Origin of the sequence: Spirosoma montaniterrae, from assembly GCF_001988955.1 — a bacterium.
GTDB classification, from domain to species: Bacteria; Bacteroidota; Bacteroidia; order Cytophagales; family Spirosomataceae; genus Spirosoma; species Spirosoma montaniterrae.
Map to the genome: position 1 here is coordinate 3,147,874 of NZ_CP014263.1, position 14,175 is coordinate 3,162,048.

Annotated in this window: 10 protein-coding genes; 6 read left to right on the plus strand and 4 right to left on the minus strand. The window is 53.6% G+C overall.

Annotated elements, in window-relative coordinates:
- Nucleotides 1-150 precede the first annotated feature (150 nt).
- Together AWR27_RS13615 and murA are read left to right on the plus strand one after the other, a co-directional pair.
- Nucleotides 151-891, plus strand: a complete 741-nt coding sequence (locus tag AWR27_RS13615) for a DUF4290 domain-containing protein (protein ID WP_077133989.1) — start codon at nt 151-153, stop codon at nt 889-891.
- Between the two features lie 128 nt (nt 892-1,019).
- Entirely contained in the window at nt 1,020-2,327 is a 1,308-nt protein-coding gene (gene murA, locus AWR27_RS13620; RefSeq protein WP_077131666.1) for a UDP-N-acetylglucosamine 1-carboxyvinyltransferase, read from the plus strand.
- A 72-nt stretch (nt 2,328-2,399) separates the two neighbouring features.
- Here the strand turns inward: murA and AWR27_RS13625 are convergent, their stop codons facing one another.
- Nucleotides 2,400-2,957, minus strand: coding sequence for a hypothetical protein (locus AWR27_RS13625; RefSeq protein ID WP_077131667.1), 558 nt, complete (start codon nt 2,955-2,957; stop codon nt 2,400-2,402).
- A gap of 198 nt (nt 2,958-3,155) precedes the next feature.
- On the opposite strand from AWR27_RS13625, the gene recQ reads away from it, so the two are divergent.
- The 4 genes from recQ (at nt 3,156) to AWR27_RS13645 (ending at nt 9,281) form a co-directional block, all read left to right on the plus strand.
- A complete protein-coding gene (gene recQ, locus AWR27_RS13630; protein ID WP_077131668.1) occupies nt 3,156-5,309 on the plus strand; it encodes a DNA helicase RecQ in 2,154 nt (717 codons plus the stop codon).
- Between the two features lie 183 nt (nt 5,310-5,492).
- Entirely contained in the window at nt 5,493-6,545 is a 1,053-nt protein-coding gene (locus tag AWR27_RS13635; RefSeq protein ID WP_077131669.1) for a lytic transglycosylase domain-containing protein, read from the plus strand.
- Nucleotides 6,546-6,709: 164 nt separating this feature from the next.
- On the plus strand, nt 6,710-7,945 hold the full coding sequence (locus tag AWR27_RS13640) for a lytic transglycosylase domain-containing protein (RefSeq protein ID WP_077131670.1): 1,236 nt from the start codon (nt 6,710-6,712) through the stop codon (nt 7,943-7,945).
- 88 nt (nt 7,946-8,033) lie between these two features.
- Nucleotides 8,034-9,281 carry a lytic transglycosylase domain-containing protein gene (locus tag AWR27_RS13645; protein WP_077131671.1) on the plus strand — a complete coding sequence of 416 codons (1,248 nt, stop codon included), beginning with the start codon at nt 8,034-8,036 and terminating at the stop codon, nt 9,279-9,281.
- A 10-nt stretch (nt 9,282-9,291) separates the two neighbouring features.
- Here the strand turns inward: AWR27_RS13645 and AWR27_RS13650 are convergent, their stop codons facing one another.
- The 3 genes from AWR27_RS13650 to AWR27_RS13660 form a co-directional block, all read right to left on the minus strand.
- On the minus strand, nt 9,292-10,326 hold the full coding sequence (locus AWR27_RS13650) for a DUF4249 domain-containing protein (RefSeq protein ID WP_077131672.1): 1,035 nt from the start codon (nt 10,324-10,326) through the stop codon (nt 9,292-9,294).
- A gap of 3 nt (nt 10,327-10,329) precedes the next feature.
- On the minus strand, nt 10,330-12,687 hold the full coding sequence (locus AWR27_RS13655; protein ID WP_077133990.1) for a TonB-dependent receptor: 2,358 nt from the start codon (nt 12,685-12,687) through the stop codon (nt 10,330-10,332).
- 96 nt (nt 12,688-12,783) lie between these two features.
- Nucleotides 12,784-14,088, minus strand: coding sequence for a cryptochrome/photolyase family protein (locus tag AWR27_RS13660; protein ID WP_077131673.1), 1,305 nt, complete (start codon nt 14,086-14,088; stop codon nt 12,784-12,786).
- Nucleotides 14,089-14,175: the final 87 nt, after the last annotated feature.

Here is a 14,175-nt window from a genome sequence, read left to right on the forward strand (position 1 = left end):
ATTAGCCCGAATGGCAACAAAGGTACTTCTTTCTCCCTGCATGGCTACCCGTTACGCCATGTACTGAAAACTCTTTACTGCCAACCGAAGGCTGAAAACTGCCAACTGTTTTTCGTACTTTTGTTTCTTTACACGAACTCAGTAATTCCTTTGAAAGAATACGGCAGCAGTATCCAAAAACTGGTTGACAACATGGTCAACATCGAAGATCGGGAGAAGCGAACCCGTTATGCGCACATCCTGGTCGAATTGATGCGGCAGATTCATCCCAATATGAAAGATGGGCAGGATTACTACAACAAGTTGTGGGACGACCTCTATATCATATCAGGATTTACGCTCGACGTCGATAGCCCCTACCCGCCCCCGTCGGAGGAGGCACTTGGCAAAAAGCCACAGCACGTTCCATATAATACGCATCCGCTCAAATTCAAGCACTTTGGTCAGAACGTTAACCTTCTGGCAGCCAAAGCCGTAGCACTTGAAGATGCCGACGAACGCCGGGCGTTTGTGTCGTATCTGGTTCGGCTGATGCGCAGCTTTTACCAGATATGGAACAAAGAATCCGTTGAGGAAGAAACTATTTATCAAAGCCTGATCGACATCTCGAACGGTAAGCTTGCCGATGATATTCAACTGATTCGCGAGCAGGGTTTGGTAGAATCGACCCCACGCGAACGGGCGGGCGAGGCCGTACAACCGCAGCGGCTCGGCAGCGGTAACTTCAACCGCCCAAATCAGGGCAACCGCACGAATCAGGGCAACAACCGCAATTTCCGCAACAACAATCAGGGTAATCGCAACAATCAGGGCAACAACCGCAATTTCCGCAACGGCGGTGGGCAGGGTAATTCGGGCAATAACCGCAACAATGACCGCCGGAGACGGTAATTTTTAAGTGATGAGCGATGAACGATGAGTGATGAGTTTGCTGACGCCAGTGTATTTCCTTTTGCGTCAGCAAACTCATCACTCATCGTTCATCGCTCATCACTAACAAATATTCATCATTTACAAGAATGGCTTCTTTCAAAATTACAGGTGGGCGTCGGCTCAAGGGTGAATTAATTCCACAGGGGGCAAAAAACGAAGCTCTCCAGATTCTTTGCGCCGTATTGCTGACCAAAGAACCCGTCACAATCCACAACATTCCAAACATTCGCGATGTCAATCAACTAATTGACCTGCTGGGCGACCTGGGTGTTTGGGTTACGAAAATTGGCGAAAGTTCGTACCGATTTCAGGCCAGTGATGTCAATTTAGACTACCTCGAAACCGATACCTACAAGCGCAAAGCTGCTGCCCTGCGCGGGTCGGTTATGTTGCTGGGGCCGATGCTGGCGCGGTTCAAAAAAGGCCGTATTCCACGTCCCGGTGGCGATAAAATCGGGCGTCGGCGGTTAGATACGCACTTCCTGGGTTTCGAGAAACTCGGTGCTCAGTTCAACTACGACCCCAACGACGGCGGTTATTATCAGGTTGATGCCAGCAATCTGCGCGGCACCTACATGCTGCTCGATGAAGCGTCGGTAACGGGTACGGCCAACGTGTTGATGGCCGCCGTAATGGCCGACGGAACCACCACCATTTACAATGCCGCCTGCGAGCCGTATCTGCAACAATTGAGCAAAATGCTGAATAGCATGGGCGCGAAAATTACCGGCGTCGGCTCAAATCTCCTCACCATCGAAGGCGTGTCGGAACTGAACGGCACCGAGCACACCATGCTGCCCGACATGATCGAGATCGGCTCGTTTATTGGCATGGCGGCTATGACACAGTCGGAGATTACGATCAAAAACTGCCGCATTCCTGAACTGGGCATCATTCCCGATCAGTTTCGGCGGTTGGGAATACAAATGGAGTTTCGGGGCGACGATATTCACATCCCGGCGCAGGAGCATTATCAGATCGAGAGCTTCCTAGACGGCGGTATGATGACCGTAGCCGACGCGCCCTGGCCCGGCTTCACGCCCGACCTGCTTAGCATTGTGCTTGTGACCGCCGTGCAGGCGCAGGGTACGCTGCTGATTCACCAGAAAATGTTTGAAAGCCGACTGTTCTTTGTCGACAAGCTTATCGACATGGGTGCGCAAATTATTCTCTGCGACCCGCACCGCGCTACGGTCGTGGGCCTGAACCGGCAGATTCCGCTAAAAGGCATCCGCATGTCATCGCCCGATATTCGGGCCGGGGTGGCTCTGCTCATCGCGGCAATGTCGGCGCAGGGCACAAGCATTATCGACAACATCGAGCAAATCGACCGGGGCTACCAGAACATCGACACCCGGCTCAACGCCATCGGTGCCGAGATTGTGCGGTTGTAATATATAGCCTGATGTTGTATTCCGCCCCATCCCGGTCAGCAATAAAAGTGCGACCGGGACGGGTACATTGCATCACTTCAAGCTGCTCAGATACGTCTTGTTGCCGTTTTTATTGATGTAGTACTTGCCACCACGCGGGCCGGTGTAAACGGTTTCGCCATTGGGTCCTTTGCTGCTGCGATCAACCGGAGCTTTGTAGTCGGCGGGCGTAGCTTTTTCCTCCTTCATGGCCGAAGATACTTTGGACACTTTTTTCACGGCCTTATCTGCCTTAACCACTTTATCCACCTTGTCTTCTGCCCTGGCAACCCGACTGCTTAATTTGTCGTCTTTCAAGTCAGTTCCGGCGTCTTTGGCTTTCTTGTCGGCTTTTGCCGCTTTCTTATCGGCCTTATCAGTTGCATCTTTTCCATCGGCTCTGGCGGATTTGATTGCTTCTTTCGCTGCTTTCTTAGCCAATTTAGCTTCGGCTTTGGCTACAAGATCGTCGGTGTTCTTAGCCTTCGCGTCTTTCTTCTCGGCTTTTTCCTTCGTAGCCTTCTCTTTCTTCGGCTTTTCGTCCTGGGCTGCGCCGTTGAGGGCAATCAGCAGGCCAAGCACAAGGCTTAGCAAGGCAAGGGTCTTTTTCATAGATCACGGTGTTTAGTTGAATGGATTTAATTTCAGGCGAAATATAGCAGGATGGAACACGGATTGTACGGATGTTACAGATGAACACCGATAAATTCTACAAAAACATCCGTGTCAATCTGTGACATCCGTGCAATCTGTGTTCCATCCCAACCGGAAAATTCGTATTTTTGATAGTCAGACGCTTATCCCACTACCATGACAGTAACCGACCAATCGCCCGCCGACTTTCTTAAACGTTATTACGGTTATGACCGCTTCCGACCCATGCAGGAAGCAATTATCCGGTCGGTGCTGGGCGGGCGCGATACGGTGGTACTGATGCCTACCGGGGGCGGCAAATCGGTGTGTTTTCAGATTCCGGCCCTCATGCTGCCCGGCCTTACGGTGGTGGTTTCACCACTGATTGCCTTGATGAAAGATCAGGTTGGTGCGTTGCACATGAACGGCATTCCGGCAGCTTTTTACAATAGCACCCAAACCGCCCGCGAACAGCGCGATATTGAAGCCGACTGCGTTCGGGGCAAGCTGAAACTGCTCTATGTTTCGCCCGAGAAACTCCTCAGCGAATCATTTTTTGCCTTTCTTGACCGGATCAGCGTCTCGCTGTTTGCCATCGACGAAGCGCACTGTATCTCGTCGTGGGGCCACGATTTCCGGCCCGAATACACGCAGTTGGGCATCCTGAAACAACGCTACCCGAACATACCCACCATAGCCCTGACCGCCACCGCCGACAAGCTGACCCGGCAGGATATTGCCCAGCGGCTTGGTATGAACGACCCCGCCATTTTTACGGCCTCGTTCAACCGCGCCAACCTCAGTTTGCAGGTGCTGCCCGGCCAGAATCGCATAGGGCAAATTGTGCGACTCTTGCAGCGAAAGCCCGACACGTCGGGAATTATCTATTGCCTGAGCCGCAAATCGTGCGAGTCGATAGCGGGTAAGTTACAGGAGAAAGGCTTTAGCGCGGCTTTCTACCACGCCGGCATGCCCTCCGACGAACGTTCGCGCACGCAGGAAGCCTTTCTACGCGACGACGTGCGGATTATCTGTGCTACCATTGCGTTCGGCATGGGCATCGACAAGAGTAACGTGCGCTGGGTGATTCATTACAATATGCCCAAAAATATCGAGGGCTTTTACCAGGAAATTGGCCGGGCCGGGCGCGACGGAGCTGCTGCGCAAACGGTGCTGTTCTATAGCTTCGCCGATGTGGTGACGTACAAGGACATGCTGACCGAGAATAACCCGCCCAACCTCGGTTTGCAGTTAGCCAAACTGGAGCGGATGCAGCAATATGCCGACGCTCACACCTGCCGCCGTCAGATTTTGCTGTCTTACTTTTCGGAAGACCTGCCCGAACCTTGTGGCAACTGCGACGTATGCCGCGACCCGCGCGTAACCTTCGACGGCACCGTGCTGGCCCAGAAAGCCCTATCGGCTATTGTGCGGTCGGGCGAACGCGTACCGATGAACCTGCTTATCGACATTCTGCGCGGTTCGCGATCACAGGCGGTGATGCAGGGTGGCTACGACCAGATCAAAACCTACGGCGCGGGCCGCGATTTGCGATTTGAGGAGTGGCGGAGTTACCTCCACCAGCTTATCAACATCGGCGTTATTGAAATTGCCTACGACCAGCATTATGCCCTGCACCGGGGAATTCTGGCCGATCAGGTGCTGTTTGGTGGCCGAAAAATTGAACTGGTACGGCCCGACGATGCGCCGAAGCCAGTGGTCGAAAAAGCGAAAGCCAAACCCGAAGGTGTGCGCGACGAATTATTTGAGCAGTTGCGGGTGTTGCGCAAACAACTCGCCGACGAGCAGAACGTGCCGCCTTACGTTATTTTTACCGACTCAACGCTCGAAGACATGGCCCGGCAACGGCCCACCTCGCCCGACGCGCTACGCAATGTAAGCGGAGTCGGCGAACGCAAGCTCGACCTGTTCGGACCGCAGTTTCTGAGCGTTATCCGGGCTTACGTGGGCGAAGATGGCCCCATGCCCGACGCTACACCCCGCTCCGCCCGAAAACCAAAAGGCTCAACCCAGTTAGCCACCCTCGACCTGTTTAATCGGGGCATGACAATTGACGAGATTGCCGCCGAGCGACAACTTACGACCGGGTCAATTGCCGGGCATTTAGTGCAGTTGGCAAAAGCGGGCCAGCCGCTTGATCTGAAAGAAATTTTACGGAGCTACGTATCGCGTCATGAGCAGGCCGAAATTGAGCAGGCTATCGCCGAAGTAGGCGTGTCCGACGGTCGTTTAAAGGCTGTTTTCGACCATTTGGACGGTCGCTACGATTATGGTAAACTGACATTAGTAGCAGGGGTGCTGAATCGATAAAATCCTACTTTTTGGCAGACCGTTGGATAATTCTTAGACACTTAGCTTGGTAAGTACATTGCTTTTACCTAATTTCGTAATTGTATACTCAACAAACCCGCGCCATCAGGCCGGGTTTCGTTGTCTGATGTCTCACCAAAAATACCTTGTATTTTGATAAGAGAGCTAAGTTTATCCTTACTGATGGCCGCTGTGAAACCCGCTGTCAATGCTCCATTTTCAGGGGCAGACACCAGCCGGGTTGGGCCGTTAGACACCCCATCGCTATTAGTCGTTGATTCGTCAAAACGTGTATTTCCTATTTATTTCTGCGGTGAAGAAGTGCCGGTCGATGACCCGCGCGTAGCCCGCCGGTGGGTGCAAACGTTACGCACGTATGGGGCACAACAGGAATGCCTGTTCGACATGCGGCACCGCGCTTCTACCTTCTTCCCGATCATCGACCCTATTCTGCGTAAGTACAAAATTCCGCGCGATTTCCGGTTTATGCCATTGGCCGAAAGTGCTCTCATCAACGATTGTGTGTCACCAAAGGGCGCGTCGGGCTACTGGCAACTGATGCCCGGCACCGCCCGCGAACTCGGCCTGCGCGTAAACGGGAACGTAGACGAACGTCACGATCTTGAAAAGGCCACGGTGGCGGTGTGTCGGTATCTGCACCAGCTTTACCGCGAACTGGGATCGTGGACACTCGTGGCGGCTGCTTACAATGGCGGCATTACGCACGTGCAGAACCGCATGGAACAGCAGGGCCACTCCAACTATTACCGGTTGCGGCTACACCGCGAAACCAGCCACTACCTCTTCCGCATTCTGGCCTACAAAGAGCTGCTCAGTAACCCGCGCCAATACGCTTTACTGCTGCGTGGCTCTACCGTTGCCGAACTAACCCGGCCTTTGCCAAGCTGGAATAAACCGCTGGCCTTGCCGAAGAAAATCAAAGATGCGCCCGTGGTTGAACTGGTTGATGAAGGCTACACCGACCTGACATGGGGGCCTCGCCCAAACAACGCGCTGACCAAAACGCCGTCGGATACAGAACAACTGATTGCCAAAGCAACAGCCGGGAAAAAGTTGCCGGGCGGCCCCTCGTCCGACGTAGAAGAGCAGGGAATGCGATTGCCTATCCAGAATCTAATGATGGGCCTGACCGTACTGCGCTTCCGTCGGCCCCGCTTCCTGCAATGGAAAAAAGGCGAAGGCATTCGCCCGCTGCATTTCTGGGACTGGATTTAGTTTTTGACTTCATTCATTAATAAGGAGGTGTCGATGGAAACATTGGCACCTCTTTTGATTTGTCCAAAAAGAATTCTTTGTTAAAAAGCCTTTACTATACTGTTACTATAGAGCTATTTCGTAGTCAAAAGAATGTACCCATAAAATAGCGTATCCGCCGTTTGATGAACTTGTTATCTTGCCTCATCCTGACTTCCGGGTTGACGGTGGCAAGCGTCTCGACCAACGTGTCGCTGCTTTCCTCTTCAACACCAGATTACCGACTCACCGTAACTTCTGATCGTTCATTTGAGCCAAATCTGACCCCAATGCTGCCACCGGTTTATTTCTGTGGCGAATCGGTGCCGTTACACGAAGAAGCGGTTGCCCGTCGGTTAGTGTCGGCACTGGTGCGAAATACGTCGCGTAGTCAGATGCTGTATCGAATGCGGCAGCGGGCCGCTGTTTTTTTCCCGGTTATCGAACCCATTCTGGCAAAACACCGCGTTCCGCTCGACTTTAAATACCTGCCGCTGGTGGAGAGTGCATTAACAGGCTTTGCCGTATCGCCGAAAGGAGCCGTTGGCTATTGGCAGTTTATGCCCGAAACGGCCCGCGAACTGGGCCTGAGCATACGCCCCGGCCACGACGACCGGCAGCATTTGATTAAGTCGACTGAAGCCGCCTGCCGCTATTTAAATTTTCTGCACCATCGGCTGGGGTCGTGGACATTGGCCGCAGCAGCCTACAACAACGGCATTGGCGCCTTATTAAGTAACATTCGGCGGCAGCGGCAGCGCGATTATTACTACCTGCGCCTAAACGCCGAAACCGGTAAATATTTGTACCGGATTCTGGCCTTCAAGGAGTTGTTCTCCAACTACCGCAGCTACGAACACATTATTCCGGGCCGGATGCTGGCATATCTGCAACAGCCTCTTTCGCCCGAAACTGAAGCCGAAACCGACGATGTGTTAATCCCCGAAATTATTGTCAGCGAAGCAACGCAGGCAGCAGTCAATGAACCGGTAGAGGCACTATCACAGTTGGGCACTGACCGCGACATAGATGTTCCACTGCCGAATGCCGCCGACGTATTTCGGGGCGGTATCAAAGCCCGTCTGACCGAAATGGCAGGACTGCAACGCGGCCAAATATGGACATTCAACCTCACTCGCAACGGCATGGCCGATGGCAAATCCGTCGATGAAGGTGATGTGCTGTACGCTATCGTTGAAGATATCGATGTCAAAACCAACCGGGTTTACCTCCGTGCCGACCGCATTTATTCAATTACGGAAAAGCACACATACAACCTAACTTTAGCCGCTGTTGATGCATCGACCGGGCGCATTGGCATAAAAATGCCCGATGTCGATCAGGTAAAAGCAGGCTGGATTCTGACCTGGAAGGCATTGTAACGTCTCAAGTCGGGTGCGCAGGCTAACTCGCTGAACTAAACCTGCTCCCTGCTTCGTTGTCCAACCGTCTGACCATCTGCTGATTGTTTTGACTTTATCCATTCGATACTTCACATTGCTGACAGCCAGCGTTTTGCTTTTGCAAACGGCAGGGCTGGCCCAAAAAAAGAGCCAATCGGGAAAACCCGTTCGGGGCCGTCTCCCGATGGCACAGCCCCGAACAATGGCGGGAGCGGGGCGGCTGCATTTTTGCGGTGAAATTGTACCCGTCCAACAGGGCGATGTTTCGTCAAAGCTGGCTTTTGCCCTGGCAAACAGTTCGGGTTATGCCCGGCATGTAAATGGACTGAAAGCCCGTTCAGCTCCCTTTTTTGCCATCATCGAGCCTATTCTGGCTAAACACGGTATTCCAAACGACTTAAAATACCTGCCACTGATTGAGAGTGCGTGGCATGCCAATGCGGTGTCATCGGCGGGGGCCGTAGGGTACTGGCAATTTATGGACGACACGGCGCAGGATATGGGCCTACGCATCGACCCTGGTCACGATGAGCGCACCGATCTGCGCAAATCGACCGAAGCAGCCTGTAAATACCTGAAATTTCTGCACCGCAAACTCGGCTCCTGGACACTCGTAGCGGCTGCTTATAACGGGGGCATTGGCATGGTACAGCGCAAGATTGGCAAAACAGGCCACCGCGATTATTACAACATGACCATGAACGCCGAAACCGGTTATTACCTGTACCGGATTCTGGCTATGAAAGAATTGTTCACTAACCCAGCCTATGGGTTTGGTTCAGTGGGTATGATGCTGGCCTCAAATGCAGGAGGTGATGCCTACGAAGCCGAACGCGAACAGGCCCGGCGCATGGGCTGGCTCAACGACAACGAACCCGATCCTGTTGGTACGCCTGTTGACGCTGAACCGGCCTACAGCTCGCCTATGTCGACTAATAACGTTGCGCTGATGGACAGCGTGTTGGCCGAAATCCTGAAGAAACAGCCAGCTACAACAACCGTTTTCACGGGCGATATTTCGGCTAAATTAGTACGGGCGGGTTTGCCCAAACGCGGTCAAAGCTGGGCGTTTACCCTGAGCGAAGACGTGCTGATCGGCGAAGATGAACTCCACACTGGCGACGTGCTATATGCACTCGTTGATGACATAGATGAACGGGGCACGCTGTTTCTTCGGGCTACGAAAGTTATTTCAGCAGAAACCAAAGCTACTATTCCACTCACGCTGATAGCAATTAATCCGGCCACCGGTTTAGCGGGTATTCCCAGGCCAAAAGTGCTCAAACCCGGCTGGCTTGTGCAGTGGAAACTGTAGCCTTCGCGGGCTACGGCCAGCCAGCAGGCAGCGTTACTGGCACCGGGCCGTATGTGTTCCGGCAATCGCCCTGCGGTACGGGCTGCGTACTGATAAATCCAAAAACGGCAGCACTGCTACGTGCCTCCCGCGCATCGTTTCGGATACGCAACCGAGATACCGACGTAACAGCAAAGTAGCCACGGGCCACATCGGTGGCATCCTCGGTATTGGCTAAGTTGCCCACCACGGGCGCGGGCAATGGGTCGAAAATGCTTCCGGTTCGGGCGCGTTGCTGCTGATACAATTTCCAGAACTGATAGTTTGTCTGCGTGATGCCATACTGCTGTACTTCCACAAACTGCGGCCAAACGGCGTATACGGGCAACTGAAACACGGCCCGGTTCCGAATGGGATTTCCGTTTACAGCAATATCACTGAACACGTTAACCTCATTAGTCGATTCGGTGGTGTAGCAATTATCCAAACAGATAGCAGAGCTACCCAGACTGCACGGCACCCCTGTCGATTTTCGAACAGTCAAACCAAAGGCAGTCCATCGGTAAAAGTTACGATCAGCCGCCGGGTCGCGGGTCGAGACCGAGTATGCGTATCGGTAAGGCGTGTTGAAGTTATTGACCTGAACCAGCCGTGCCGACACGCTGTCAACGGGCGGTACGTTGGGCATTTGTTCGGGTTTGGTTTCGTAGCGTTTGCCATCGGCCAGCACTACCGTAAGTTTATAGGTGCGGCCCACTTCGCCCCGAAAATTCATATCTGTTGTTTGATACTCACCCCCGGTTCGGTCAAAAAAACGTACTACCCGGCCCCGGTCGTCGGTTACTGTTACCTGTGCACCCGACGCTACAAGCGTAGCCGGTCGTTGATCGCCCGTCAGGCCAAAGGGGCCGGTGTACGTGAGTCGAATCGTGTACGGCGGAGCTTCGTTGGTTATCTGCCCATCGATAACCAAACGCGGTTCCTCCTGCCGAATGGGTAACTCAACCCGGTCGATACAGGCAGTTAATCCACAGATTATGAGCGAAGTAACGATGAGCGAACGCATGAATTAAAAATAAAAATTGTAGGCTATGGATGGAATTAACGTACCGAAAACGGCCAGCCGGTAAGCTTCAGTACGCTGATTGGTTCGGGTGAAATAGATCGAATACGGATTCTTCCGGGCATACAGATTGTATATACCAAGCGTCCAGATACCGTAGCGTTTCTGCGCTTTATTGAAACGGGTGTCTTTCGAGAACGCCACGTCGAGCCGGTGATAGTCGGGAATGCGGTCGGCGTTGCGTCGGGAGAAATCCTGTACGGGTTCGCCATTGAAAATAAACAGCCCATCGGGGTACGTGGCCGGAACGCCAGTATAATACACGAAGTTGGTCGAGAACGTCCAGTTGTGCGGCAATGTCCAGCGAGCCTGTAGGTTGAGCGTATGGGGCCGGTCGATGTACGAGGGGTAGTACTGCCCCCCGTTAACGCGCAGTTCATCGAACGGTGTTTGCACGGCAATCAGCGAACGGGCGTAGGTGTAGTTAAGCTGACCCGTTAGCCGACCAGCGTTTTTACCAATGCCAAACTCTACGCCATAAGCCCGCCCGGCAGCCTGCAACAGTACCCGTTCGAGCGCGGGGTTCAGCACTAAATCAGCTCCAAAACGATAATCGAGCTGGTTTTGCAGTCGTTTATAATAACCCTCTATACTCAGCTCGAACATATTATCACGCAGGTTCTGGAATAAGCCGACCGATACCTGATCGGCAATTTGGGGCGGTACGTAGCGGTCGCTGAGTTTCCAGAAATCGAGGGGCGTAATGGCCGTGGTGTTCGAGATGAGGTTAACATACTGCCGGGTTCGGCCCGCACTGGCTTTCAGCGACGTAGCTTTGGCAACCTGAATGCGTAAAGCCAGCCGGGGTTCCAGTCCGCCGTATGCCTGCACGGTCTGCCCGGCTCCATAACGGGTGGAATCCGTAACGGTTTCGGCAGAAATGGGAATATTCTCGGCATATTGATACACCGTGCGCGGCCCCAGATACGCATAAGCCGAGTAGCGCAGCCCCGCCTGCAACGTAATCTGCGGAGTCAGTTCCCATTCAGTGTTCAGATACGCACCCAGTTCGCGGCCTTGTTCAGGCTCGTTTCGCCGGGGATTTATGCTCGAATTTTGGCCCGTTGGTTCGGCTTCACCGGTCTGAATACGGTATAAGATTGCGTTCGTACCTACCTGAATTTTGTGTTTTTGATTCAGGGTGTAAAACAGATCCGCTTTGCCCTCCCGCTGTTCAATAAACGATGAAAACCGGAATGTGAGGCCGGGTGTAATACCATCGACGTTTAGCCGGTAATCGCTGTATAGGCCCGTCAGGTTCAGTTGCAGATTAGGTCGAACAAGGTAACTCCAGCGACCCGTCAGTACGTTCGATTGCCAGCCGTAGAGCGTATCGCCCGGAAACTTGAAATCGTCCTGACTCCGGTAGGCCGAGAGCGAAATGGTGTTTTGTTCGTTAGGCGTATAGGTCAGTTTCAGATTGGCATCGTAAAAAAAAGCCCGGCTATTCTTCACGCTCTGCACCGGGAATGCCCGCAGCAGATAGTTCGGAAAGGCCACGCGTCCGCCCGCCAGCAGGGTCAGCTTTTTGCTGATTGGCCCGTCGACCAGCACCCGCGCACTCACCGGACTCACCCCACCCGACAGCCGCCAGCCGTCGCGGTTGCCATTGCGCGTACTCATCAGCAACAGGCTCGACACCCGCCCACCATACTGCGCTGAAAACGCGCCCTTGCTGAGGTTCACATCCTGTACCATGTCGGGATTGACGTTGCTGTAGAAGCCCAGCAGGTGATTGGTGTTGAACAACGGTGCCCCATCGAGCAGCACCAGATTCTGATCGGCCCGGCCTCCGCGCACATTGAAGCCCCCCGCCCCTTCGCCCGCTGTTGTCACGCCTGCCTGTAGAGTCAGGGCTTTCAGAATATCGGGTTCGCCCAGCACCACCGGCATTCGTTTCAGTTCGGGCATACTCAACTGAATCTGCCCCATCTGTACGCTGCGCACGTTGGCATCTTCACGAACCGCCTTTACGTCAACTTCATCCAGATTGGTAGAGCGCGGTTGCAGCATGTATTCAACCTGCTTGTTGTTGGTACTCAGCACGGTCGTTTGTCGGTTGCGCAGGTAGCCCACGCAGGAGATGTAAACCGTCAGTGTTCCGGGTGGATGGCTTAGTAGAATAACCCCCAAACTGTCGGCCCGCGCCCCAAGTTGCGTTTCGGCTACCAGCAAACTGGCACCCGGCAACGGTTTTTTCGTAACGGCATCGCGCACGGTGGCAATCAGGCGAAGCCGTTGTTGGGCATGTGACTGGATAATAAAGAGCAGGAACAGAATAACAAGCGGAGAACGTTTGGGCATAGCGTTGAAGCGGGCATACGGCATCGACCCGCAATCTACGGAAACGGTTGGTTTTTTGACTCGTCTTTTGATGAGCGGGCCGTTTGGGCCATGAGTTTACTTTGCCAGCCCACGTTTATAGGTATCAATGGCTCGCTGCCGCGCAAACGCATGATCGACCATTGGGGGCGGATAGCCAAAATTGTTGAACTCCGGCACCCATTTGCGGATGTATTCGCCCTGCGGATCAAACTTCTGCGCCTGCAATGTTGGGTTAAACACCCGAAAATAGGGAGCCGCGTCGGTGCCGGAACCAGCCGCCCATTGCCACCCACCGTTGTTGGCCGCCAAGTCGAAATCGCGGAGTTTTTTGGCGAAATACGCTTCGCCCAGCCGCCAGTCGATGAGCAGGTGCTTGATGCAGAAACTTGCCACAATCATCCGAACCCGGTTGTGCATCCAGCCGGTTTGGTTGAGTTGCCGCATCCCGGCGTCTACAATCGGGTAGCCGGTTTCGCCCGCGCACCAGCGGTCAAATTCAGCTTCGTTGTTGCGAAACGGAATGTTGTCGTACTCGCGTCGGAAGGCGTGTTTTTCGACGTGGGGAAAATGATCGAGCACCTGAAAGTAGAAATCACGCCAGGCCAGTTCTTTCAGAAACGTCGGTGATGTTTCTTTAGCCTGCCGCGCCAGGTCGCGAATGCTGATCGTGCCGAACCGCAGGTGAATACCCAATTCGCTTGTGCCGGTGCGGGCCGGATAATCGCGCATTTTCTGGTAGTTCTGTAACAACTCCGCCGATACGATTGGCTCCGGGTATGACTCGCCTACGGGCTGAAAATTCATCTCGGCCAGCGTTGGAATGGGGCCGGGCGTGGTCTTGTAAAAGTGGTTGAAATAGGCTTCGGTTGGATACGATTTTAACTGAAAATCACCGAGTTTACTGAGCCAGTTGTTGCTGTAGGGCGTGAACACGGTGTAGGGCGAACCGCTGCCGCTCAGCACTTCGTCGCGGTCGAGCAAAGTATGGTCTTTGCTGGTATGGAAGCCAATACCCCGCTCGGCCAGCATAGCTTTTACGACCGCATCGCGTTCTTTAGCATACACTTCGTAGTCGTAGTTCGTGTATACGTCGGCAACGGTATACTCCTCTGTTAGTTGCTTCACCACGTCGATGGGCCGACCGTAACGGGCTATCATACCCGACCCCAGCCGGGTCAGTTCGTCGTTAAGCTGGTGAATGTGTTTGTGAATGAATTCCACGCGCCGGTCGCGCCGATCTTCGAGAATGTCGAGAATAAGCCGGTCAAAGATAAACAGGACCAGTACCGGACGACCACTTTTAAGCGCGTGATACAACGCTGCGTTGTCGTGCAGCCGCAAATCGCGACGGAGCCAGACAACGGAAACAGGTTCAGCCATTTCGATAAGTTTGATTCAAGGCTAACCGACCGTTTCTGCGAAATGTTTGCTCATAATGTAACGCGGCTGGAAAGCCGCCGATGCACC